The following is a 23216-nucleotide window of genomic DNA, read 5'->3' as shown; positions in this document are numbered from 1 at the left end:
ATCAGATTACGGGATCGAGGAATACCACGTCCGAGCCGCCATTCTCGACCAGCGGGGTGATAGCGTCATTGAAGATCCGGCCATGTTCCGTCGCCATATGGGCAGCGAAGGCAGCTTCATCCCGATAGGTTTCCTCGACGTGAAAGGAATCCGGATCACTGGCGAGGGTATAGACCACGAAACGCTCGCAGCCCGGCTCTGCGCGGACGTCGCACGCGAGGTCGGTCAGAAGGGCGCGGAGCCTGTCGCGCTGGCCGGGCAGGGCTTTCATCGTGGCGTAAAGTGTTTTGGGCATGAAACAGTGGTCCCGCAAGGTAAAAAAAGCTGGCGCATGAGGTGCTGTCATCCTCAATGGGCGACCTCGTGCCGGGCAGCAAGCGCATGTTTCCGTGAGGGGCTCATGAGGGAAAGGGATCAGTCATCGCCCGTCAGTTCCTGACAGCGCAGGAACGCCAGCTTTTCCCGGAAGAGAAATAGGACATAGTAATCGAGTTCCCGGCTGCGGGTTTTTGTCGTGCGCGTGTAGAAGGGATAGATGTCGAACGGTCCTTCTAGGCCTGTTGGCTGCGGCTCGGATTCCAGCACGCAATTGACACGGAAGAGCGGCATGTAAACCGCATCGTCTCCCGGATTACGCCGGACATGCCATAGATTGCGTCGGAATTTCCGCAGGCGATCCGGCAGGACGAAGACGATGGATTTCTCGATGAAGCCTTCCGGAAAGACAGCCGGCCGATAATATCGCATGTCTTCCGGCATGTTGCAGAAATAGGGATGGTCCTGAACGATCATGACCTCCCTTGTATCGCAGGGGCGGTCCCGGGCGAAGGGTCAGTCCTCGCGGGAGGACGTTCCGCCGATTTCCGCCGCGGCCTGCTGGAGGATCTTCACGATCCGGCGCAATTCATCGGCGCTTGCGCCTCGTTTTGACTTGAGGGCCATCTTCAGCGCCTGTCGTGCATCATGGAACTCCTGTCCCAGGGTGGGATCCAGGTCATTGATGCCGGTAAAGGCATCCCGCACATCCGCCATCCGCGCTCCGATCCGGCAGAGAAGGTCAAGAATACGGTCGGCTTCTGCGCTGTTGGACTCATAGTGCTTCAGTCCCTCTTCCGTCAGGGCATAGCTCTTGCGGTTGCCTTCCTGCGTGACGGCGGCAAGGCCGGCTTCCTCAAGATAGGTCAGGGAGGGATAGATGACGCCCGGACTGGGCTTGTAGAACCCGCCAGAGCGCTCTTCGAGACGGCGGATCAGCTCATAACCATGGGCGGGTGCTTCATGGAGCAAGGCCTCGATGACGATCTGAAGTTCATCCGCCGTCAGTTTGCGCCCGCGGGTGAAACGGTCATCACCGAAACCACCCGGGCCACCTCTGCCGCGGCCTCCGCCACGCCCCCCGAAGAACCCCCGCCGTTCCCGGTTGGCGTGTCCGCCTCGGCCTCGGCGTTCGCGGCCTTCCGGTCCATCACGAAACGGCCCTTCACTGGAAGCGGCGATCTCTTCGCCGCGGAAACGTCCCTTGTGTCCCTTGGCCTGTTCATGACCGTGTCTGCGTCCACGGTGGGCGGGTTCTGCCGATGGTCTGGCGTGCTTGAAAGATTTTCGAACGAACATGATGTTCTCCTTAAGTGATATATCGAACGATATAGTATCTTAAGATATGTACGCAAGAAGAATCTCAAATTTAATTTTGCTGCATAGCCGTGTGGCATGGAGGCTGGTATCGGGCGAGGATGGGTAAGCCGTTCCTTTCTCCCCCCGATCCGGATCTGCGACGGACGCTGCGCCAGCTCGTGCCATGGCGGGCCGCGCTGACGATCGGCGCGATGCTGGTGGGTGTCGCACTGCTTCAGCGCCTGCCGTTCATCCATCATCTGCTGGAAAACGCTCCGCACTGGCACGAGACGCCAGGCGCACCGCTGTGGTTCTTGCTGCTGGCGATTCCCTACAGTGCCTGCGGGCTGCCGCGGCAGGCACTGTGCGTGGCAGCAGGGCTTGCATTTGGTCTGTGGGGCGGCCTTGGTTTATGCTCGCTTGCCTATATGCTGGGTGCTGTCCTGGCATATGGCTGGGCAAGGGGACTTGCCCCGGCCGCATTCCGCACACGGCTGCATGACCGTCTGGAGACCGATTACGCCGCACTGGCGCACACACTGCACACAAAACCGTTTCGTGCGGTTCTGACCCTGCGCCTCATGCCGGTCGGGTCAGCGCTGCTTGTTTCGACTGCCGCAGGACTGTTTGAATTGCCTCTTCTGCCGTTTTCACTGGCAACCTTTCTGGGAGGGCTGCCTCAGACGCTGGTGTTTGTTCTTGTGGGGTCAGGGACACGGATCGGTCATGTTTTTCAGCTGGGTCTTGCGGGAATTCTCTTCGTCGTGTCGGGTGTGTTCGGGGCGCTTCTGCTGCGTCGGAATGATGGCCCGGCCCGGCATTACCGAACTGAGGCTGTGACAGGCAGACGCGAATGACAGAACAGAGAGTGCCATTCCGGCGCGGCGATCCATTACCCGGCTGGCTTCCGCTGTTGCTGGGGATTTTTACGGCGGTTGGCCCCGTTTCGACGGATGTCTATCTGCCGGCGCTTCCCGCCATGGAGCATGAGCTTCATGCCGCTTCCGGCTCCGGCAGCGCCACCATGGCAGCATGGGTTGTCGGGCTGGCTCTCGGGCAGATCAGTATCGGCCCCATCTCGGACCGCTTCGGACGGCGCATTCCGCTTCTCATCGGGATGCTTGGCTATACGCTGGGCGAGATCGGCTGCGCGATGGCGCCCAGCATGTCCATTCTCTGTCTGTGTCGTGTTTTCTCAGCCCTCATGGCCTCTGCCGGTCTTGTTGTCCCGAATGCCTGCATCCGGGACCTGACGGAAGGCGATGCGTCCTCCCGGCTCATGTCCCGGCTGATCGTCATTCAGGGGACGGTACCGATTCTGGCGCCGATGCTGGGTGGTCTGGCGCTGAAATTCGTGGACTGGCGGGTCATTTTCTGGGCGACAGCGCTGTATGGCGGACTGTGTTCACTGGCCCTGATGACCATTTTCCCGGAAACGCTCAACCCGCATGACCGCCGGGACCTGCGCCTGCTCTCCATTGCTGAACGTTATCTCTACATCCTGCGGATGCGCAGTTTTATTACCAATGGCATGGTCTGGAGCTTTCTGGGTTTCGTGACCTTCACCTACCTCACGGCCGCTCCGATGCTGTTCGAGGAAGGTTTCGACATGACGCCGGCCGCCTATGGCATGCTGTTCGGGCTGTTCGCCATCTGCATGATCGGCGCCTCGGCCATCAACGGGCAGCTTGTGGGCCGCGTCAGTACGGGACGAATGCTGTTCAGTGCGCTGGGCGTCAGCCTGTCGGGATGTCTCATCCTGACGGTTCTGGCGACCATTTCGGCGGCTCATCTGTCTCCTGCCGGACATCTGGCACATCTGTTCATGTGGCCACTCATTATCGCTCTCATCATCGTCATGGGACCGACGGGCATTATCGGGCCCAATGCCATGGTGGGCGTCCTGTCCGAACAGTCCGATCGTGCGGGCTCCGCATCCGCGCTGGCAGGGACGATGCAGTATCTCTTCGGGGCGGTGGCGAGCGGCCTGTTCGGGCTGATGCCGACGGGTACGGCCATACCCATGGCTCTCTTCCTGTCTTTCGCCTTTATTGCGGCGATGTTCTTTGCCACGCTGCGTCCGAAACTCACTCCCATGGCCGTGCCTTCAGGAGACAGGACGTGAAAGCCCTGCTTGTCGAAGACGATTCGTCTGTTGCTCTCGTGGTCCAGATGGTCCTGCAGAAAGAAGGCTGGTCCGTTGAGGAGGCCCCTGATGCCACCCGTGCGCTGACGGCGAAAACGCCGGACCTTCTCGTGACGGACCTCAATCTTCCTGGCGGACAGGACGGAACGGCGGTTGCCCGCCAGTTGCGGCAGCGCAATCCACAGCTGGCAGTGGTGCTGATTTCAGGAGATTTCGAGGAGAGTGGTCCGGGACCGAACGCGATGGTCACTCTCTCCAAACCGTTCCGTCGCAAGGCGCTTCTGGATGCCATTGCACAGGCCCGTTCCATCGTCTCCGGTGGCGGCGGGACTTGAGTCGGGCGGAAGAGTCCCCTACATGCCCCGCTGTTTGCCATGACCAGATGAAAGCGGTGTGAGATGTTGTTCCAGGAGCCCAAGGCCATCGATCTCAAGGATTATATCCGCGAGGTTCCGGATTTTCCGAAACCGGGCATCCTGTTTTACGACATCTCTACCCTGATCCGTTCTGCAGATGCCTGGCAGGTGGCGACCGGCCGTCTGGCGCGTATCATCTCCGCCTGGCAGCCGGACATGCTGGCGGGAATTGAAAGCCGCGGCTTCCTGACCGCTGCGCCGCTGGCCATGCGTCTGGGGTGTGGTTTCACGATGCTGCGCAAGCCTGGCAAGCTGCCGGGCAAGACCATCTCCCTTCAGTACGGACTCGAATATGGCGAGGACGAACTCCACATTCAGGCCGATGCGGTCAAACCCGGACAGCGCGTGGTGGTTCTGGACGATCTTCTTGCAACGGGCGGCACGCTGGCGGCCTCCGTTGCTCTGCTGCGCAAGGTCGGAGCCGAGGTCGTCGGGGCGTCTGTTCTGATCGAACTGGCAGGACTGAAGGGACGTGAGAAACTGGACGTGCCGCTCAACGCTCTCATCACTTACGACGAGTAAGGAACGTACAATGGCTGGTATGTCCGCGCTCTGGCAGACCCGTTACCGCACTCCCGTTCCCGGGAATCTGCCGGATAATCCTGTTCTTGAACTGCTGCTGAAACATCATTCAGTCCGGGCATTCCTGCCTGACGCTCTTCCTGAGGGGACGCTGGAGGCCGGAATCGCAGCAGCATCCTCGGCCGCGACTTCCAGCAACCTCCAGACCTGGTCCGTGGTCGCCGTGGAAGATCCCGAAACGCGCACCAGACTCGCCGAACTCTGCGGTAACCAGAAACATATCGAGGTCGCCCCCCTGTTTCTGGCGTGGATCGTCGATCTGGCGCGTCTCGAGCGGGTGGCAGACCGCGCCGGCCTGGCGCATGAGGCCCTCGATTACGAGGAAGCCTTCACCATGGGCACGCTCGACACCGGGATTGCGGCCCAGAATGCCGTGACGGCTTTCGAGTCGATGGGACTTGGAACGGTCTATATCGGCGGGCTACGCAATCATCCCGAGGAGGTCGCAACGCTGCTGAACCTGCCGAAACGCGCCTTCGCGGTCGTCGGAATGTGCGTCGGTCGACCGGATCCCTCCTGCCAGAACGGCTACAAGCCGCGTCTGGGTCAGGATGTCGTGATTCATCACGAGCGGTACAGCGCCGTCGGGGAAGCGGAAGGAATCGCTGCCTATGACCGGGTAGCCGATGCCTACCAGCAGGAGCAGGGGCTTCCTCACCGCGCCTGGACCGAAATCGTGGCCAGACGCGTGGAAAGCTACAAGGGGCTTGGTGGGCGACACGTGCTCAGGACCGTTTTGGCCCGGATGGGCTTCCCCCTGAAATAAAGCTGTCAGGAAAGCGCGACGACTTTCTGCCTCTGGCTACCCAGTCCTTCGATGCCCAGTTCGATCCGGTCTCCAACTTTCAGATAGACCGGGTCGGGCCGTACCCCCATGCCGACGCCGGCCGGAGTGCCGGTGGCAATGATGTCTCCGGGCGTCAGTGTCATGTACTGGCTGACATAGGATACGATCGTGCGGACATCGAAAATCATGTTGCGGGTCGTGCCGTGCTGCATGCGGTGGCCGTTCACGTCCAGCCACAGTTCCAGCACCTGCGGGTCCGGCACGTCTTCTTTCGTAACCAGCCAGGGACCGACCGGCCCGAACGTGTCGCAGCCTTTTCCCTTGTCCCACTGGCTGGACTGGAGCTGGAAACCCCGTTCGGATACGTCATTGGCGATGCAGTATCCTGCAACGTGATCAAGGGCCTGATCGCGTGACACCCGGGACGCCTGCGTTCCGATGATGACGGCCAGTTCAACTTCCCAGTCCAGTTTCGTGGAGCCACTGGGCTGGATGATGTCCTCGTCCGGGCCGCAGAGCGCGGAGATGGCCTTGAGAAAAATGACCGGTTCGGATGGCGTCGCCATTCCGGCCTCGCGGGCATGGTCACTGTAATTGAGGCCAATGCCGATGTATTTGCGGCTTCCCGTGAACGGGAGGCCATAACGTTGCGTCTCTTCGACCACGGGCAGGGTCGCCCGGTCGATCCGGGCAAGGGCCGCCAGCCGGTCCGGTGCCAGCGTGGTGACATCGATTGTCTCCAGATGACCGGCCAGACTGCGGAGCCTGCCATTCAGATCAATCAGTCCCGGTTTTTCCTGCCCGGCAGGACCAAAGCGACAGAGCTTCATCGAAAACCTTCCACCCGTCATGCCATCCGCCGGAAAAAGACCTGGGGGAGTGCAGGACAGTCCTGTTAGCCGGTTTGCGCCGGTTCGCTCTTCAAACCTCTGACAGCATGAAAAGATGCCATCCCCTTTTGGTCAGCGTCCTGCGCGCAGTATAGCAGGACGCTGCTGTCTTCTTGTCGCCGGAGGTTCGTCCTGACTGCGTTCCCGATTCCAGACTTGCCCGTGACGGTCATCCTGCCGGAGTTTCTGGCCACGCTGGATGCCGGCTCAAACGCCGTCCTCGTCGCCCCGCCGGGAGCGGGCAAGACGACCGTCACGCCGCTGACCCTTCTGGCGGAGGCATCATGGCTGGAAGGCCAGAAGATCATTCTGGTAGAGCCAAGGCGCGTGGCAGTCCGTGGAGCGGCGGCCCGCATGGCGTCCACGCTGGGGGAAAAGCCTGGCGGTACGGTCGGGTTCCGCACGCGCACGGACTCCGCCGTTTCGGCGCGGACCCGCATCGAGGTCGTGACGGAAGGACTGCTTCTGCGTCGCCTGCTGGCTGATCCCCTTCTGGACGGGGTAGGAGCCATCCTGTTCGACGAGGTGCATGAACGCTCGCTGGATCTGGATGCGGCGCTGGCGTTCTGCCTCGACATCCAGCGCGAAATGCGGCCTGACCTGCGGATTGTCGCCATGTCCGCTACGCCCGATGGCCGGGCTTTCACCACACTCATGCAGGCCCCCCTGATCGAGAGTGAAGGCCGCCAGTATCCCATCGACATCCGCCATACGCGGGATATTCCGCACCCACGTGACCTTCCGGCAGTCTGCGCTAACGCCATCCGGACGGCTCTGGCACAGGAAGAAGGAGACATTCTCGCCTTCCTGCCGGGTGTGAGTGAAATCCGGCGAACGCAGGCCTTCCTGGGAGAGGACGTACCCGTCTTTCCGCTCCACGGTGAACAGACCACCGAAGATCAGGACCGTGCGATCGCACCCTCTACGCAGCGTCGCGTCGTTCTCGCCACGTCCATTGCAGAAACCTCCGTCACGGTCTCCGGTGTGCGGATCGTCGTGGACGGAGGGCTGCGTCGGGCACCCCGACTGGACGCCAATACCGGATTGTCTCGTCTGGAAACGCTCAGGATTTCCCGTGCGACCGCGACCCAGCGGGCTGGCCGTGCCGGGCGTCAGGCGCCCGGGATTGCCATCCATCTGTGGTCTGAGGCCACACAGCGTAGCCTCAGACCACAGGATGCGCCGGAAATCCTTGTGGCTGATCTGACGGATTTCGCGCTCGTGACGGCGGCTTGGCGCGACGTTATGGGGACGGATCCGGACACTCTGCCTCTGCTGGACGCGCCACCGGCAGGCGTGCTGGCGGCCGGTCGGGAACTGCTGCGCGAACTCGGCGCGCTGGATGACGGCGACCGGATTACCGAACTGGGCAGACGCATGGCCTCTCTGGGGACGCATCCCCGGCTGGCGGCCATGCTCTGTGCAGCGCGCACCTTACCCGAGCAGGTGACGGCGGCCTGCCTTGCGGCCCTGCTGGAGGAACGCGACCCGCTTCGCCCGCGCCCCAACACGCGCGGCGGCCCCTCTGCCGGGGCGGATATCCGGACCCGTCTTGCCCTGTTCGAGCGGGACGATCCGCGTGCGGACCGGACCAGCGTGTTCCATATCCGCCAGTCCGCGAAACGTTTCCTGCGGCGCATGGGAGGGCGGGATCTGCCGTTGCTCCCGCTTCCGGATTATGCCGGGGCCCTTCTGGCGGCCGGTTTTCCCGATCGTGTGGCTCAGGCCGCAGGTGAAATGGGACGCTTCCGTCTGGCGGGAGGTGGAAGCGCGCGTGTTTCGGCGAACGATCCGCTGGCCCGGGAAAAACTTCTGGCCGGCGCAGCGTTCCATACCCGTACAGCCACGGAAATCACGCTTGCCGCTCCTCTGGACCCTGCGAATCTTCCTGCCACATTACTGGAGCGGACCCGCGAACAGGTGGAAACAAGTCTGGACGGAACCTCCGGTCGCATCATTGCGCGCCGCCGCCTCCGTCTGGGCATGCTCGTGCTGCGGGACCGGAACGAAGAGTTAACGCCGGAGGAGGCACAGACCCTGCTGTTGCAACAGGTCGCATCGGACCTGACCGCAACGCTCGACTGGACGGACGCCGTTCGCCAGTTTCAGGCGCGTATCGCCCATGCGCGCCGGACCTACGCCTCCTATCTGCCGGATCTTTCGGACGAAGGACTATCCGCCTCGCTGGGCTGGCTGGAACCTTATCTGGCGGGGTGTGACCGTCTGGCGCAGGTCAGGGCGCTTGACCTTCTGTCCATTCTGCGCGCCCGTCTGGAGTATGCCGATCTGGCCGATCTGGACCGCAACCTCCCGCCCCGTCTGGTCCTGAAAGCCAGCACGCACGACATCGACTACACCACTCCCGTTCCGACGGTCTCCGCCCGGGCGCAGGCGTTCTATGGCACGGCGCGTACGCCCCTCCTCGCGAACGGGCAGGTCACCCTGCAATGCGCACTTCTTTCTCCGGCTGGTCGTCCACAGGCCATCACAGCGGATCTGGCCGGGTTCTGGAAAGGGAGCTGGGCCGATATGCGCCGGGATATGCGGGGTCGTTACCCAAAGCATGACTGGCCGGAAGATCCCGCCACGGCCGAGCCGCCGAAGCCCCGGCCGGGCCGCTCCGGAAGTCGGTAGGGGCGCAGCTGACCGCAGGCCCTTACCCTGTTTTTGGCCCTGATGGCGCAAAGGCGTGTTTTTCAGGAAACGCAAGGACAACGGAACGACGCCTTTTGCTCTCCCGGTTTAGGCACGGGCCGGATTTTATGTTAGCAGCAGAAATATGACGATGTTCCTGACCTGTTTCCCATGAATCGGACCCTGCAGGCCGCTGCGATCGGCGCCGGAACGGCGACCGTCGTGACGATGGGGATCATGTTCGCCCTGCGCGGTCATGATTCCGGCCTGCGGATAACGCCCGTATCACAGGGAACAGTCCCGTCCTCCAGCACCCCGGCAACAGGGCAGTCTCTCTCTCCGAAGATCCCTTCGACCGTTATCCCGGACCATACCGTCGCCGGTGAAAAATCGGACCAGAAAGGCATTCCCCTTCAGGCCCCGGTTCCTCCCGCTGCCCCCGCACTTCCGCCGCTTCTGGTCAAAAACGGTCCTCTGAGTTTCGCGCCGCTTGTGCGACAGGTCATTCCCGCCGTCGTCAACATCGCCATTACCCAGAACAGTCCGGATGGTCATGACCATACGCCGCCCCAGATCAGGGGAACGCCCCTCGAGAAGCGCTATCACGACCGCATGAAGCGGGAGCAGGAGGAAATGGTGGGTGCCGGGTCCGGGTTCATCGTTGATCCCTCCGGCATCATCGTGACCAACCGCCATGTCGTCGGCGGAGCGGACAAGGTCGTGGTGTCCCTCTCCAACGGCCATGAAATGCCTGCACGCCTGCTGGGGGCGGACCCCCTGACAGATATCGCCGTAATCAAGGTGGACAGTCCCGAGCCGTTGCCGCATGTGACCTGGGGGAATAGTCGTCAGACCGATATCGGGGACTGGATCCTGGTGGCAGGCAACCCGTTCGGGTTCGGCTCGTCCGTCACGGCGGGGATCGTTTCCGCGGTGGAGCGGGATCTGGGCATGAGTTCGCTCGACGACTTCATTCAGCTCGACGCCCCGATCAATCCGGGTAATTCCGGCGGTCCTGCTTTCAACATGCGCGGGCAGGTCGTGGCGGTGAACGCGGCGATTGTGACCCCGGCGGGCGGTTCGGTCGGCATCGGCTTCGGGATTCCGTCCGAAATCGTGGAGCCGGTTGTGGCCCAGATCGAGGCCACCGGCCATGCCGAACACGGCTGGCTGGGCATTACGCTCGATGACAGCGACACCCAGATCGGCATCGCGGATGTCGATAGTGGTGGCGCAGGGCAGAAAAGCGGCCTGCGCCGGGGAGATATCGTCCGGGAACTGGACGGCGTTCCTGTGACGAGTGGCCGGATGCTCCTGCGCAGTATCGCCGCGGCCCGCCCTGATACAATCCTGACCTTTACCATCCAGCGCGGAAAGAACACCCTGACATTGCCGGTTCACATCGGACGCCGCCCGAAGGATGCGGGCAACTGATGTCCCCAGGCATCAGGGCAGCCGGTGTTCTGGCGCTTCTGGCACTGGGCGCCTGTCAGACGGCTCCGCCTATGCCCGGGCAGGGGAAAGGCGGCTACGTGGACGGTCCCTCCGAAGCTTCGCCCTATTCCTGGGGGCCGATCCAGAACTCTTCCGTGCAGGATGCGCAGGAATCCGATTTCGATGACCATATTCCCCGCTAGGAGGCATGGGCGGAAAGGTGGCTTTGACCCATCGCGTGAAGCCGGTATCCTGTTGCGGAATGCACGGCGCATGAACGTGCCAGGTTTGAAGAGAGCGGAAGACGATGCGTATCCTGCTGGTCGAAGATGATCCCACCGTCCGGGCATTCGTGCTGAAAGGCCTCAAGGAGGCCGGGCACGTGGTGGATGAAGCTGACAACGGCAAGGATGGCCTGTTTCTGGCGGTCAGCGAACATTATGACGTCGTGATCCTTGACCGGATGCTACCCGGCGGCATTGACGGACTGCGCATCCTGGAAACCCTGCGCGGACAGCAGAACGGGACGCCGGTCCTGCTGCTCTCGGCGCTGGCGGATGTTGATGAACGTGTTGCCGGGCTCAAGGCTGGCGGTGATGATTACATGACCAAGCCGTTTGCGTTTTCAGAACTTCTGGCCCGGGTAGAAGCACTTGGCCGTCGCGGCCGACCGGAGAGCGCGCCCCAGACGCGCCTTGTCGTGGGCGATCTGGAGATGGATCTGCTGGCCCGCACCGTGAAGCGCGGCAACGAGAAGATTGATCTTCAGCCACGCGAGTTTCGTCTGCTGGAGTTTCTCATCCGCCATGCCGGTCAGGTCGTGACACGGACCATGCTGCTGGAGCGGGTCTGGGATTATCATTTCGACCCGCAGACCAACGTGATCGACGTGCATGTCTCGCGTCTGCGGCAGAAGGTGGACAAGCCGTTTGACAAGCCCCTGATCCATACCATCCGCAACGCCGGTTACATCCTCCGGGCGGACTGAGATTCTGAGCGTGTTCTCCCGCCTGAGGAAACGCCTGCGATGGCCGGTCCGGTCCGCCGGGGTGAACTTCGCCCTGGCCTACGGGCTGGTCTTCGTGATCTCGGCGGGGCTGTTCCTGTCCTTCATCTGGTGGAACACCACGGGTGAACTCGACCGGCAGGTCGAGGCAGCAGTAGAAGTGGACGCCAACGATCTGGCCCATCGCTGGGCCGATGGCGGTCCGGCGGCCCTCCTCATGGCCATTCAGGACCGGCTGGATCAGAACGTCGAGGACGACGAACTTTACCTCCTGATCGGGCCGGAAGGCCGGAAATATGCCGGAAACCTGCCCGGCTGGCCCGTGGTCATCACGAGTCGGGACCGGTTTTATGAACTTGCCATCCGCCGGGAAGGCTTCCGCACCAATGCGAAGATGCACGCCTATGACCTGTCGGGCGGGTTCCATCTCATCGTTGGCAGAGATGTGCGCGGGCGGCAGCTAGTCCGGCACGTCCTGACCGATACGCTGATCTGGGCCTGGATCATGGTTTCCATGCTGGCGGCGGGTGGTGCGCTGGCGGTCCGGCGCATCTTCCGTCAGGTGGTCCGTTCCATCGCGCGCACGACCTCCGCTGTGGCGCAGGGGGACCTCAGCCGCCGCATTCCCCTGACCGGCAATGAGACTGACCTTGTAGCCGAAACCGTCAATACGATGCTGGAGCGCATCGACCGTCTGATGGACGGCGTGCGTCAGGTCTCCAACGCCATCGCCCATGACCTGCGAACCCCGATCACCCGTGCCCGCGCGCGGCTGGAGGATGCGAGCCTCACTGCCACCTCGATGGAGGAACTTCATGCCGCCATCGATCGCGCAGTCGTGGACCTAGATCATGTGACGTCCATTTTCGAGGCCCTTCTGCGTATTGCGCAGCTTGAAGCGGGGTCCCGCCGGGCGGCCTTCACGGTTCTGGACATCGCGCCGCTCCTGACAGGGCTGGGAGAACTGTACGAAGCTTCCGCCGAGGAAGCGGGGATTGTCCTTGCACTCGAGATTGCGCCATTGCAGCCCGTGAACGGAGATCCCCACCTGTTGCAGCAGGCCGTGGTGAACCTTCTGGACAATGCCATCAAGTTTGCCCCGGCGGGCAGCGTCATCACGCTGTCCGCACGGATGCAGAACGGACAGATCGCCATTACGGTCGCGGATCAGGGGCCTGGCATGAGCGCGGAAGACATGAGCCGCGCTTCAGAACGGTTTTTCCGAGCAGATGCCGCTCGCAATACACCCGGAGCGGGGCTGGGACTGGCACTGGTGCAGGCGGTCGTCAGCCTGCATGGCGGCCGCATGGAGCTGCGCGCCGGAGAGCCGGGCCTGCTCGTGACGCTGTTTCTGCCTGTCGCCGCGACCGGAAAAGACATCGCATGACGGAAGTTTCATGCGGCTCTCACTCTGGGATTAGCTGTCCTGTGGCAAAGTACTTTTAATGCGTCCGTTTCTGATCTCTCCCGTTACTGTTTCGGTGATCTGCCTGATGGGCTGTCTGGCTGCCGCGCCTGTCGTGCATCCCGTCACGCCTCTTCCCGTCAGCCGGACGGATGGCGTCATTTCCGTGACATCGGACAGCATGGAATACTGCCTTCGCCTGAAGGAGAGCGTGGACAGGCACCTTGCTACCCCTCATGCCGTTTCGCTGGGGGCGATGGAAGATGCCCGGCATCTCCGCCGCGAAGGTGATCTCCTGTGTGCGAAAAATCATGTCCGCGCCGGGATTGAACGTCTGCGCCGGGCGCTGATCCTTCTGGAACACGGTCAGGAAAAATTATGAAACGGCTTCTTCCCTCCGCTCTTGCGTTCGCGCTCATTGCCGGAACGCCGTTTCTTTCTCCAGCACGGGCAGCAGACATGCCAGCTTCCAGCGTCACCGAACTTGATTTCTCCGTCACGGGGGAAGCCCGCGCCCTGCCCACGCTACTGACAGTCCGGCTTTCAGGCCAGCAGGACAGCTCCTCTGCCGCCGAGGCCCAGAAGGCGCTGAATACCCGGATGGCCAAGGCGCTTCAGACCGCATCCGCACAGGATGGCGTCGAGGCCCGGGCAGGTGGATATTCCATGACGCAGATCACGCTCGACCACGGAACGTCCCGCTGGACCGCACGTCAGGAGATGCAGCTGAGCGGGACAGATTCCGTGCGGCTCCTGTCTCTGGCCGGTGCATTGCAGGCGCAGGGCCTGATGCTGGAAGGGCTGGACTGGTCCCTCGATGCCCATACGCGCGAACAGCTTCTTCAGCAGGCCCGGACGACAGCCCTGCGCAAGGTTCGTCCCCAGGCGACGGAAAGCGCCGAAACGCTGGGGCTGCATGTCCTGCGCCTGAAGCAGGTGCGGGTCTCTTCCAACGAACCCGGGCCGCGTCCGCTCATGATGATGGCACGCATGGCGGATGCAGGCCCCGCTCCGCAGCGGACACTGGAGGAACAGACGATCCGGGTGGACGTGTCCGTGCAGGCCGAACTGGCTCCCTGAGGGAAGATCTGGCGGAAGGATATATCTTTCTGCTGCGGGAGAGGGGTGTTACGATTCTGAAATATGATCGGACGTTTCTTTCCAGCCCTCTTCCTGCTGGTCTTCACCATGGGGCAGACCGCCTTCGGCGAAGACCGTGGTGGAGACCGGATGGTGGTGCGTGGATACCGGTCCGAACAGGTTGACCGTACCGTCAGGGAGGTCCTGACCCCGCCGCCAGGACATCAGGTACCACGCTGGAACATGCCGGTCTGTACGGAGTTCAAGGGACTGGACGCCCCGACAGAACAGCAGTTCCGCCAGCATATGACGGCGACGTTCAGCCGCTTTGGTGTGACAGCGAAATTCTCCTGCCGTTTTTCGCATCTCATGGTGTTCGTCACCACACAGGCCACTCCTCTCGTGGACCGGATCCTGAAACGGGACCCTTCCCTGATGCAGGGGCTGGATACTGATCCGCGTTTCTGGACCAACGGCGATCGTCCCTCAAAGGAAATCATTGCCGCCCTGCGCCGGGATTATCCGGTCCGCTGGTTCGCGGATGTCGGCGTCGAGGATGCCTATGGCGTGCCGCCCATGATTGTACCCGGAGGCAGTGGTGTCGTATATCTTTCCCAGCCCCTGAACACGACGTTCTTGGATCCGGAGACGCGTGAGGACCTGAAATACATGGTCGTTATCGTCGATCTGTCGAAGATGGCAGGCGCATCATGGTCGTCCATCTTCTCATACGTGGAAATGGTGGCGCTGCTGGACCCTGTTCTGAAAGATTATGACAGCAGGGACACCGTTCTTGGCGCTTTCATCCATAACCGGCAGGTCCAGTCAGGTCCCTTCACCCTGACCCCGATGGACGACGCCATCATTCACGCCGTCTATACGATGGACCTGAACGAGGAAGCCCGGACTACCCGCGAACTGGTCACCGGATCCGTAACCCGCACGCTGATCCGCTGATCCCGGGCTAGGCGAGTGTCATCAGCGTGGGATCACCACAAAGCGCGGCCGTGTTGACCGTCATGACGCGTTCTTCCAGCAGCCATTCCGGGCGCACGTCGTTCAGGCAATAGATCGGCACGATCGCGCCTTCCCGGTTTGTCAGCGTACTGGCGGCCTGTCGGGCAAGGGCGGATGTGGGCTCCATGAGCAGTGCCGCGCATTCGGGCAGTGCCCCCGGATCGACGCGCTGGATACCGTCCGCCAGCCCCTGCGGGAGGCGCTGCATCCATTCCAGGGCGTGATCCGGCCCCAGAACCAGCGCTGTATTTCCGGTCCCGAGAGCCATACCCACTGCCCGCAGGATGGCAGGCCAGCTCTCACCTGCGCACAGGATGGCTCCGCGAGGCGCCAGCGTGAGAGTATTGATCTCCCCCGAAGGGCCAGGCAGGTTCAGTACGGCGCCCGTCAGTTCATGGCTGATGTCCTGCCGGATGCGACGTGCCGAGACGGCGTCCCGGCTTTCCAGAAACGCCACCAGTCCCCTGGCGCGTCCCGGAATTTTTCCCGGCTGTCCGTCTTCGGGCAGTCTCCAGTTCCCGGCCTTGGCGACCATACGCCGCAGGGCAAGGGGTCCGCCCGCCTTGGGGCCGTTACCGGACATGCCGTTTCCGCCAAAAGGCTGGGACCCGGCGACTGCTCCGGTCATGGGACGGTTGACGAAGATGTTGGCGGCCTGGATCCGGTGTGTGATGCGGTCGATCGTTGAGGTAAGGCGGGACTGTACGCTGAAGGTCAGGCGATAGCCCATTGAATTGACCGCGTCGATCACGCCATCCATCTCCGAGCGGGCGAAGCGGCGGATATGCAGGACCGGTCCGAAGACTTCCTGTGGAATATCCGCGACACGCCCGATCTCGATCAGGGTCGGGGCCAGAAAATTTCCGAACAGGCAGTTTTCCCCAAGCTCGGGAGACCAGACAGGCCGCCCGGCACGGCGCATCATGTTGATGTGGTCTTCCACCTCTGTCTGCGCCTCGGGAGAGATGATCGGCCCCATCTCCGTGGAGAGATGCACCGGATTACCAAGGGACAGTTCCTGTATCGCGCCCCGCAGAAGGGACAGCACCTCATCGGCACAGTCTTCCTGAAGCAGCAGGATGCGCAGGGAGGAGCAGTGCTGTCCGGCGCAGTCGAACGCCGAGGTCAGGATGTCCTGCACCACCTGCTCCGGCTGGACGGAACTGTCCACCAGCATGGCATTCTGACCACCTGCCCGTGCGATCAGTGGCATCCGCAGTCCCGTTCGGCTCCTGCGGTCGAAAACCTGCCGCGAGAGGGCCTTGGCCACGGGGGTCGAGCCGGTGAACATCACGGCGTCAATGCGGGGATCCGCGACCAGCTGCTCCCCGACCGATCCGTTCCCCGGCAAGAAATGCAGTACATCCGCCGGAATCCCGGCCGCCAGCAGATGCTGGACAACATGAAAGGCAATGAATGGCGTTTCTTCCGCTGGCTTGGCCAGAACGGCATTGCCCGCTGCCAGAGCTACCGTCACCTGCTGCACGAACGCCGCCAGCGGACTGCACCAGGGGCTGATACAGGCGACCAGACCCAGCGGCATACCGGAAAGATCCTGATCCTGAAGGGATTCGGCGTCATAGCGTATGAAATCGACCGCACGCCGGACATCATCCAGTGCCGCGGGGAAGGTCTTGCCCGCCTCGCGCACCAGAAGCGCCATCAGGGTAAAGATATCCGCTTCCAGCCGGTCCGCTGCCGCCTGAAGGATCCGGACGCGCTCCTCACGGGACCGGGCGGCCCAGCCCGGCTGGCCCCGTCCGGCGGTGTCTAGCGCTGCCAGAAGGGTCGGGCCATCTGTTTCCACCACGTTGCCAAGCACGTCATTGCGATCGGCGGGGTTGCACAGCGTCCGGGGAAGACGCGGAGAGGAAGGAGCATCCGGCGTGAGCGGCCCCGCCTCAAGGAAGGGAATCTCATCCTTCAATGCATTCTGAAGCGCCCGCAGGCAGGCCTCGTCCGACAGGTCGTATCCACTGGCGTTGCGGCGTCCGGGCGCGAAGAGATCCGCTGGCGCCCGGATGGCCCGGCTGGCGCGTTCGGTCGGACGGATGGCCCGAACGGCCTCCACGGGATCAAGCGTCAGCGCCTCGATCGTGGCCGCTGGGTCCGCATCACGGTTGAGGATCAGGGACGTGGCGCCATTTTCCAGCAGATGCCGCACGAAACAGGGCAGAAGCCTGTCATGAGGGCCGACGGGCGCATGGAGACGGCATGGAACATTCAGGCCCTGCTGGCGCAGAAGCGGAATGATGTTCGTGCCGTTGAGACATTCGAACTCGTAGCTTCCGGCTTCCTGTTGGCCTGCGAGCGCCTGAAGATGGCCGATCGTGCGGGGATTATGGGTGGCAAAGCGCGGATAGACTGCATCCAGCGCACCCAGAAGGGTGCGGGCGCAGACGAGATAGGCCAGATCCGTATGACAACGGCGCGTATAGACCGGGAAATCCGGTAGCCCCTCGTGCTGGGCGCGGCGGATTTCCGAATCCCAGCATGCGCCTTTCACGAGCCGCACGATAATGCGCCGTGCGGTTCTGCGGCCAAGATCGATCAGGAAATCCAGAATCGCCGGCGTGCGGCGGTCATAGGCCTGGAGCGTAAGCCCCAGCCCGTTCCAGCCTTCCACTTCCGGCTGTCCGCACAGGGCCTCGAACAGATCGAGCGTCAGTTCCAGATGCGTGCTGTCCTCACAGGAAAGAACCACCCCGATATCGAGCTGTCGCGCCCGGCCGATCAATCTGTGGAGAACGGGAAACAGTTCTGCCATCACACGTTCCCGTCGTGCCCGCCCGAACCGGGGATGCAGAGCCGGAAGACGGATCGAGAGAGATGGCCGCTCGTAAAGTGTCCCCGTCACGCCGGCATGACGGCCCAGCGCTTCTAGCGCCTCTTCATAGGTGGTGAGGGCCTGTGCCGCCTGATCTGCCATCAGGGCAGTGCAGACCTCCATCTCGTAGCAGAAGGTGAACCCATCCTTTTCGCGTGGCTGGGACGCCTTGAGGGCTACTCCGATGTCGGAGCCGAGAATGAATTCGTTACCCGCCTGATGAAGCGCCTTGTCCAGTCCGCGCCGGATCATGGGCGCGCTCGTCTGGAGCGTCAGCCTACGCAGACTGAACCCTTTCGCCTGCCTCAGCTTGGCTGCCAGCGTCATGCTCCGGGCCATGGTGTTGACCAGCGGGGAGCGCTGCCAGCCCGTATAACGGCTCCAGTCCGTCTGGCCGATCTGGTCCCGGATCAGGGCGTCCCGCGTCGGGGTGTCAGGCACACGTAGGAACGCTTCCATCAGCGTCAGAAGGGCGGTTCCTTCCGGCGAGGCAATTGGAAAACTGTGAAGCAGGCTCTCTACGCTACCCGCTGGCATCCGGCGCAGGCTCTGTGCCAAAGTCCGGGCCAGTTCGGATGCCTGTCGGTCCTGTTCGGGCGTCAGCTGCGCTTTCGGCAGCAGAGCTTCGATGCATTCCGCTTCCGGTCGGTAATGCGCCGCGGAAATGGCGTCCCGCCGGGCCGAGCGTGGCGCCCGTGACTGAAGCAGGCGGGAAAAGGCACGGAGCGGCCGGGGCCGGGGAGATGGAGATGAATGGGGCATGGGTCCATTCCAGACGGCCAGAACCCTGAACAGGTTCTGTGACAGAACACGGGCGTCTTAGCGCAAGCCTTGCCCGAGAACACCCTGTCAGGGTGAAGAAAGCGGATTTATTTTATGCGGTCTTTGGGAAACGGGGCAGTACTGCAGGCGGTAAAGGGCGGAAACATGGGCTTTCGAACGCAATCTTAGGCTTTTCTTAAAAGATACTTCCTTATTCCCGGAAGGAAAGAGGAGTCCGCCATGACCCCCCCCGCATCGTCCCCGAGTCTGCTTTCCGATGCCCCTTTCATCGCACGGATCAGACACATCATGAGTCTGACCGCTCCGCAGCAGCGGTCGCAGGCTCTGGAAGAATTGCTCCAGACAGAACCGTGCATGCCGGATACGGCAGGAGCGACCTTTCTGGTAGGTGGATTGTATGAACGGTATGAAGCCTGGGAACAGGCGGCGGCGTTTTTCAGCCGCTGTGTGGTTCTGGCTCCGGAGGCACATCGGAGCTGGCACCGGCTGGGCATCACCCTCTTTAACATCGGCGATCTGGACAACGGCGCGGACGCTCTGCGACGCGCCATCGCCCTGGCACCAGAAAACCCTGATTACAGGATTGATCTCAGCATGGTTCTCTCCCGTCAGGGCGCGTTCCAAGAGGCGGCCTGTCTGGCACGCTCGGCTCTCGAACTCCGCCCAGGGGATGCCAGTGCCCTGAACAATCTGGGCCATGCCTTTCAGTGCATGAACCGCTCCGGGGAGGCTCTGGCCTGTTATGACCAGGCCACTCAGATTGATCCCGGGAACGCGACTGTCCGGTTCGGGCGGGCGACGGCGTTCCTGCGGGCCGGTCAGTTCCGGGAGGGCTGGGCGGAATATGAGTGGCGCTGGGGAGCATGCCAGATGCCGCGTCTGGATCTCGCCGTTCCGTTATGGGAGGGGCAATCCCTCCGCGGGAAGACCATTTTCGTCCATCATGAACAGGGTTATGGCGATACGCTTCAGTTCGTCCGTTTGGTGCGGATGCTGGCCGGGAAAGGGGCGAAGGTCACCCTTCAGGTTCCGCTGCCCCTGAAGCGGCTGATGGAACGCGTGCAGGGCGTTACGGAAGTCACGGCCACGCGGGAGTCGTTCCTGAAGCCGAATTACCATGTTCCGCTGCTCAGCCTGCCCCTGCGGCTGAAAATCGATCCATCACGCCTCTCTTCCTTGCCTTACCTGTCTGCCCCGCTGGAGGAGCAGGTCCGGCAGGGTGGTGCGTTGCGGCAGGCTCTGACGGCGGGACAGGCACGGCCTGATCTTACGGTCGGGCTTGTTTGGGGCGGTGATCCGCGGCCGCATGACCAACGCGCCTTTCAGACGGATCGCCGTCGCAGTGTGGTCCTTAGCCGGTTGGCCCCACTCTTTGCCGTGGATGGGGTCCGGTTTGCCAGTTTTCAGATGGGGGCTCCCAGACATCAGATCGCGGAGACGGGGTTTCCTCTATACGATGCAACGGACGGCATCACTGATTTCGCCGATACGGCGGCGCGGCTTTACGGTGTCGACCTGCTGATCAGTGTGGATACATCCATGGTCCACCTGGCCGGAGGGCTCGGGCGCCCGGTCTGGATGCTGTCGCGTGCGGACGCATGCTGGCGCTGGGGCGAAAGACAGACCCTTACGCCCTGGTATCCTACCATGCGTATCTTCCATCAGCCGGTCTCTGGAGACTGGGAGAGTGTTGCTGTGGACGCAGCGGAAATGCTGCGAAAACTCGTTGCGATCTATCGCGCCCATCAGGAGACCGAAGCGGCCTGAGCCTGTTCCCGAATCGCAGGGCGCTTCCCATGGAATGATGTTTTTTCCAGCTGGAGAGCGGCCCGAAAGAGAACAGGCATAAAAAAACCGACGCTCCGTTCCGGGACGGGAGCGCCGGTTTTTTTTCAGTATGCGTCAGGATGATCGGACGCCGCGTTCAGCGCGGAGCCAGAACCATCAGCATCTGGCGGTTTTCGAGGCGAGGCATCTGTTCGACCTTTGCCTTCTCTTCTACCTCAATGCGGATGCGTTCCATCATCCTGATACCCAGTTCCTGATGGGCCATTTCACGGCCCTTGAAGCGCAGGGAAACCTTGACCTTGTCGCCTTCGTCCAGAAAGGTGTTGATGGCCTTGAGTTTCGTCTGGAAATCATGCTCGCCCGTTCCGGGACGAACCTTCACTTCCTTGATCTCAATAACCTTCTGCTTCTTCCGGGCCTCGTTCTTTTTCTTCTGCTGTTCATACTTGAACTTGCCATAGTCAAGAATCTTGACGACAGGCGGAACGGCAGTCGGGCTGATTTCCAACAGATCAAGCCCAGCCGAGAAAGCGCGGTTCAGGGCGTCACGTGTTGACATGACACCAATCATTTCGCCGGCTTCGTCAATCAGACGAACCTGTGGAACACGGATTTCATCGTTGACGCGCGGTCCTTCACGGGTGGGCGCGGCCTGCATCGGCGGTCTAGCTATGGTCAGCTCCTGTCATCAGTTTCCAACGGGGACCGAGCCGAAAAGTGTCACCCGCCTTCATGATGAAAGGCGGGATGCGGCCAAATCGATCCCGTTACTTCTGCAAATAGTCCTGCATACCTTCCGGTGCAAGGGGATTACACTCAATCCTATGTCAGTCTTGCCAGATCGGGTGGAAGCGACTCGTCCCTCAGGGTCTTCACGGCGTCATCGAGAGACAGGATTTCCTGTGCAGCCCCGCCCAGACGCCGCATGGCGACCTTGCGTTCCCCCGCCTCCCGGCGTCCGACCACGAGGATGACCGGAACGCGTGCCAGACTGTGTTCGCGGATCTTGGCGTTGATCTTGTCGCTGCGGACATCGGTTTCGACCTGAAGCCCCGCGGCCTTGAGGGTCTTTGCGACCTCATGGGCATAGTCCGAGGCATCGGAAACGATGGTGGCCACCACAACCTGCGTCGGTGCCAGCCAGAGTGGGAACTTGCCTGCATACTGCTCGATCAGGATGCCGATAAAGCGTTCGAAACTCCCGAGAATTGCGCGGTGCAGCATGACCGGGCGATGCCGGTTGCTGTCCTCTCCGATATAGGACGCATCCAGACGTTCCGGCAGGACGTAATCGACCTGAAGCGTGCCGCACTGCCAGTCCCGTCCGATGGCATCCGTCAGGACGAATTCCAGCTTCGGACCGTAAAATGCACCTTCGCCGGGATTCAGTTCATAATCCACACCTACGATTTCGCAGGCTTTCTTGAGCGCGCCTTCCGCCCGGTCCCAGGTCGCATCGTCGCCCGCGCGCGTTTCCGGACGGTCGGAGAACTTTACGCGAAAACTCTCGAATCCGAGGTCCCTGTAAACCTCATCCAGCATCCGCACGAATTTCGCGGTTTCATCCGCAATCTGGTCTTCCGTGCAGAAAATATGCGCGTCATCCTGCGTGAAGCCACGGACGCGCATGATGCCATGCAGCGCGCCGGACGGCTCATACCGGTGGCAGGCTCCGAACTCGGCCATGCGCAGCGGCAGTTCACGGTAAGACCGGAGGCCATGGCGAAAGATCTGCACATGGCATGGGCAGTTCATCGGCTTAAGGGCAAGGGTCTTGTCCTCGTCCTCCACTGTCGCGACGAACATGTTCTCGCGGTATTTGTCCCAGTGTCCCGAGGCTTCCCACAGGGCACGATCCACGAGCTGCGGCGTACGCACTTCTTCGTAGTCGTTGCGTGTCTGGGCGCGGCGCATGTACTCCTGAAGCACCGTGTAAAGGCGCCAGCCTTTCGAGTGCCAGAAAATCTGTCCGACCGCCTCTTCCTGTGTATGGAAGAGATCCATCTCGCGGCCGATGCGACGGTGATCGCGCTTCTCTGCCTCTTCCAGACGCAACAGATGGGCGTCCAGCTCCTTTTTGTCCCGCCAGGCGGTGCCATAAATGCGGGTCAGCATGGGGTTGCGGTGGTCTCCGCGCCAGTAGGCACCTGCCACGCGCATCAGCTTGAAAGCGGTCCCGACATCGGCAGTGCTGCGCAGGTGGGGGCCACGGCACAGGTCAAGCCATTCACCCTGACGATAGATCGAGATTTCCTCGTTTTCCGGGAGATCGCGGATCAGCTCGGCCTTAAAGTTCTCGCCCTTCTCCTCGAAGAACCGGATGGCGTCGTCACGGTTCCAGACTTCGCGCTTAAACGGGGCGTTGGCGGTGACGATTTCGCGCATCCGGGCTTCGATGGCGTCGAAATCTTCCGGCGTGAACGGCTTCTCGCGGGAAAAATCGTAATAAAACCCATCCTTGATGCTCGGTCCGATCGTGACCTGCGTCTCCGGCCAGAGAGACTGGACGGCTTCCGCCAGAACATGCGCCGCGTCATGGCGGATCATTTCCAGTGCCGCTTCATCCTTTTTCGTGATGAACCTGACGGTGGCATCTTCCAAAATCGGGGTATCGAGATCGACGAGCTTGCCGTTCACGTCCATCGCAAGGGCAGCCTTGGCGAGACCCGGCCCGATGGAGGCCGCGATGGTCGTGCCCGTCACGGTCCCGTCGAAGGTGCGGACGCTTCCGTCGGGGAGTGTGATGGCGGGCATGGAGATCGCTCCTCTGCGAGTGGTTCCGGCAGCCCTCTGCCGGAAAAAGACAG

The 23216-nt window shown here is 62.0% G+C and carries 21 protein-coding genes; 14 read left to right on the top strand and 7 right to left on the bottom strand.

The genetic code is table 11. From position 1 onward, the window contains the following. Position 1 precedes the first annotated feature (1 nt). From GMO_RS08080 to GMO_RS08070, 3 genes are all read right to left on the bottom strand, one after another. On the bottom strand, positions 2–295 hold the full coding sequence (locus GMO_RS08080; protein ID WP_008851860.1) for a putative quinol monooxygenase: 294 nt from the start codon (positions 293–295) through the stop codon (positions 2–4). Between the two features lie 119 nt (positions 296–414). Then, positions 415–792 carry a hypothetical protein gene (locus GMO_RS08075; protein ID WP_008851859.1) on the bottom strand — a complete coding sequence of 126 codons (378 nt, stop codon included), beginning with the start codon at positions 790–792 and terminating at the stop codon, positions 415–417. 39 nt (positions 793–831) lie between these two features. Then, positions 832–1614, bottom strand: a complete 783-nt coding sequence (locus GMO_RS08070; protein WP_008851858.1) for a PadR family transcriptional regulator — start codon at positions 1612–1614, stop codon at positions 832–834. A 119-nt stretch (positions 1615–1733) separates the two neighbouring features. On the opposite strand from GMO_RS08070, the gene GMO_RS08065 reads away from it, so the two are divergent. The 5 genes from GMO_RS08065 to GMO_RS08045 all read left to right on the top strand — a co-directional run bounded on the left by GMO_RS08065 (position 1734) and on the right by GMO_RS08045 (position 5524). Next, entirely contained in the window at positions 1734–2471 is a 738-nt protein-coding gene (locus GMO_RS08065) for a TVP38/TMEM64 family protein (RefSeq protein WP_008851857.1), read from the top strand. After that, complete coding sequence (locus tag GMO_RS08060) at positions 2468–3739, top strand: multidrug effflux MFS transporter (RefSeq protein ID WP_040508714.1); 1272 nt, start codon at positions 2468–2470, stop codon at positions 3737–3739. The genes GMO_RS08065 and GMO_RS08060 overlap by 4 nt, the downstream gene beginning before the upstream one ends. Continuing rightward, positions 3736–4095, top strand: coding sequence for a response regulator (locus tag GMO_RS08055; RefSeq protein ID WP_008851855.1), 360 nt, complete (start codon positions 3736–3738; stop codon positions 4093–4095). The genes GMO_RS08060 and GMO_RS08055 overlap by 4 nt, the downstream gene beginning before the upstream one ends. A gap of 63 nt (positions 4096–4158) precedes the next feature. Continuing rightward, positions 4159–4698, top strand: coding sequence for an adenine phosphoribosyltransferase (locus GMO_RS08050; protein ID WP_008851854.1), 540 nt, complete (start codon positions 4159–4161; stop codon positions 4696–4698). Between the two features lie 10 nt (positions 4699–4708). After that, the gene (locus tag GMO_RS08045; RefSeq protein WP_040508713.1) at positions 4709–5524 is read left to right on the top strand and encodes an NADPH-dependent oxidoreductase; all 816 of its coding nucleotides are present in this window, start codon (positions 4709–4711) and stop codon (positions 5522–5524) included. Between the two features lie 5 nt (positions 5525–5529). Here GMO_RS08045 and GMO_RS08040 read toward each other — a convergent pair whose 3' ends face one another. Then, the gene (locus GMO_RS08040) at positions 5530–6375 is read right to left on the bottom strand and encodes a fumarylacetoacetate hydrolase family protein (protein ID WP_008851852.1); all 846 of its coding nucleotides are present in this window, start codon (positions 6373–6375) and stop codon (positions 5530–5532) included. 222 nt (positions 6376–6597) lie between these two features. On the opposite strand from GMO_RS08040, the gene hrpB reads away from it, so the two are divergent. The 8 genes from hrpB (at position 6598) to GMO_RS08000 (ending at position 14951) form a co-directional block, all read left to right on the top strand. Beyond that, the gene (gene hrpB, locus GMO_RS08035; protein ID WP_008851851.1) at positions 6598–9069 is read left to right on the top strand and encodes an ATP-dependent helicase HrpB; all 2472 of its coding nucleotides are present in this window, start codon (positions 6598–6600) and stop codon (positions 9067–9069) included. Between the two features lie 171 nt (positions 9070–9240). Further along, a complete protein-coding gene (locus GMO_RS08030; protein ID WP_008851850.1) occupies positions 9241–10503 on the top strand; it encodes a S1C family serine protease in 1263 nt (420 codons plus the stop codon). Then, positions 10503–10706, top strand: a complete 204-nt coding sequence (locus GMO_RS08025; RefSeq protein ID WP_008851849.1) for a hypothetical protein — start codon at positions 10503–10505, stop codon at positions 10704–10706. Before GMO_RS08030 ends, GMO_RS08025 begins: the two co-directional genes overlap by 1 nt. 104 nt (positions 10707–10810) lie before the next feature. Continuing rightward, a complete protein-coding gene (locus GMO_RS08020; protein ID WP_008851848.1) occupies positions 10811–11491 on the top strand; it encodes a winged helix-turn-helix domain-containing protein in 681 nt (226 codons plus the stop codon). A gap of 10 nt (positions 11492–11501) precedes the next feature. Then, positions 11502–12896, top strand: a complete 1395-nt coding sequence (locus GMO_RS08015) for a sensor histidine kinase (RefSeq protein WP_008851847.1) — start codon at positions 11502–11504, stop codon at positions 12894–12896. A 58-nt stretch (positions 12897–12954) separates the two neighbouring features. Then, complete coding sequence (locus GMO_RS08010; RefSeq protein ID WP_008851846.1) at positions 12955–13296, top strand: hypothetical protein; 342 nt, start codon at positions 12955–12957, stop codon at positions 13294–13296. After that, positions 13293–13994, top strand: coding sequence for an SIMPL domain-containing protein (locus GMO_RS08005; RefSeq protein WP_008851845.1), 702 nt, complete (start codon positions 13293–13295; stop codon positions 13992–13994). The genes GMO_RS08010 and GMO_RS08005 overlap by 4 nt, the downstream gene beginning before the upstream one ends. A 63-nt stretch (positions 13995–14057) precedes the next feature. Beyond that, positions 14058–14951 (top strand): hypothetical protein, encoded by an 894-nt coding sequence (locus GMO_RS08000; RefSeq protein WP_008851844.1) that lies wholly within the window; start codon positions 14058–14060, stop codon positions 14949–14951. Between the two features lie 7 nt (positions 14952–14958). Here GMO_RS08000 and putA read toward each other — a convergent pair whose 3' ends face one another. Next, a complete protein-coding gene (putA, locus tag GMO_RS07995) occupies positions 14959–18600 on the bottom strand; it encodes a bifunctional proline dehydrogenase/L-glutamate gamma-semialdehyde dehydrogenase PutA (RefSeq protein WP_008851843.1) in 3642 nt (1213 codons plus the stop codon). 240 nt (positions 18601–18840) lie between these two features. Between putA and GMO_RS07990 the strand changes: the two genes are divergently transcribed. Continuing rightward, positions 18841–20388, top strand: a complete 1548-nt coding sequence (locus tag GMO_RS07990) for a tetratricopeptide repeat protein (RefSeq protein WP_040508707.1) — start codon at positions 18841–18843, stop codon at positions 20386–20388. A 157-nt stretch (positions 20389–20545) separates the two neighbouring features. Here GMO_RS07990 and infC read toward each other — a convergent pair whose 3' ends face one another. Together infC and thrS are read right to left on the bottom strand one after the other, a co-directional pair. Continuing rightward, the gene (gene infC / locus GMO_RS07985) at positions 20546–21067 is read right to left on the bottom strand and encodes a translation initiation factor IF-3 (RefSeq protein WP_008851841.1); all 522 of its coding nucleotides are present in this window, start codon (positions 21065–21067) and stop codon (positions 20546–20548) included. A 164-nt stretch (positions 21068–21231) separates the two neighbouring features. Next, the gene (gene thrS, locus GMO_RS07980; RefSeq protein ID WP_008851840.1) at positions 21232–23163 is read right to left on the bottom strand and encodes a threonine--tRNA ligase; all 1932 of its coding nucleotides are present in this window, start codon (positions 23161–23163) and stop codon (positions 21232–21234) included. Positions 23164–23216 lie beyond the last annotated feature (53 nt).

Origin of the sequence: Gluconobacter morbifer G707 (genome assembly GCF_000234355.1) — a bacterium.
In the GTDB taxonomy this organism is placed as follows: Bacteria; Pseudomonadota; Alphaproteobacteria; order Acetobacterales; family Acetobacteraceae; genus Gluconobacter; species Gluconobacter morbifer.
The sequence above is the reverse complement of the archived record's forward strand: the minus strand, read 5'-3'. Positions and strand labels throughout refer to the sequence as shown.

Excerpts from the sequence above, each read along its gene's own strand:
- GMO_RS08050 (WP_008851854.1), top strand. The coding sequence starts at position 4,159 with ATGTTGTTCCAGGAGCCCAAGGCCATCGATCTCAAGGATTATATCCGC.
- GMO_RS08010 (WP_008851846.1), top strand. The coding sequence starts at position 12,955 with ATGCGTCCGTTTCTGATCTCTCCCGTTACTGTTTCGGTGATCTGCCTG.
- GMO_RS08060 (WP_040508714.1), top strand. The coding sequence starts at position 2,468 with ATGACAGAACAGAGAGTGCCATTCCGGCGCGGCGATCCATTACCCGGC.
- GMO_RS08030 (WP_008851850.1), top strand. The coding sequence starts at position 9,241 with ATGAATCGGACCCTGCAGGCCGCTGCGATCGGCGCCGGAACGGCGACC.
- GMO_RS08000 (WP_008851844.1), top strand. The coding sequence starts at position 14,058 with ATGATCGGACGTTTCTTTCCAGCCCTCTTCCTGCTGGTCTTCACCATG.
- GMO_RS08025 (WP_008851849.1), top strand. The coding sequence starts at position 10,503 with ATGTCCCCAGGCATCAGGGCAGCCGGTGTTCTGGCGCTTCTGGCACTG.
- GMO_RS07990 (WP_040508707.1), top strand. The coding sequence starts at position 18,841 with ATGACCCCCCCCGCATCGTCCCCGAGTCTGCTTTCCGATGCCCCTTTC.
- putA (WP_008851843.1), bottom strand. The coding sequence starts at position 18,600 with ATGCCCCATTCATCTCCATCTCCCCGGCCCCGGCCGCTCCGTGCCTTT.
- thrS (WP_008851840.1), bottom strand. The coding sequence starts at position 23,163 with ATGCCCGCCATCACACTCCCCGACGGAAGCGTCCGCACCTTCGACGGG.
- GMO_RS08080 (WP_008851860.1), bottom strand. The coding sequence starts at position 295 with ATGCCCAAAACACTTTACGCCACGATGAAAGCCCTGCCCGGCCAGCGC.
- infC (WP_008851841.1), bottom strand. The coding sequence starts at position 21,067 with ATGCAGGCCGCGCCCACCCGTGAAGGACCGCGCGTCAACGATGAAATC.
- GMO_RS08045 (WP_040508713.1), top strand. The coding sequence starts at position 4,709 with ATGGCTGGTATGTCCGCGCTCTGGCAGACCCGTTACCGCACTCCCGTT.
- GMO_RS08075 (WP_008851859.1), bottom strand. The coding sequence starts at position 792 with ATGATCGTTCAGGACCATCCCTATTTCTGCAACATGCCGGAAGACATG.
- GMO_RS08020 (WP_008851848.1), top strand. The coding sequence starts at position 10,811 with ATGCGTATCCTGCTGGTCGAAGATGATCCCACCGTCCGGGCATTCGTG.
- GMO_RS08040 (WP_008851852.1), bottom strand. The coding sequence starts at position 6,375 with ATGAAGCTCTGTCGCTTTGGTCCTGCCGGGCAGGAAAAACCGGGACTG.
- GMO_RS08005 (WP_008851845.1), top strand. The coding sequence starts at position 13,293 with ATGAAACGGCTTCTTCCCTCCGCTCTTGCGTTCGCGCTCATTGCCGGA.
- GMO_RS08070 (WP_008851858.1), bottom strand. The coding sequence starts at position 1,614 with ATGTTCGTTCGAAAATCTTTCAAGCACGCCAGACCATCGGCAGAACCC.
- GMO_RS08065 (WP_008851857.1), top strand. The coding sequence starts at position 1,734 with ATGGGTAAGCCGTTCCTTTCTCCCCCCGATCCGGATCTGCGACGGACG.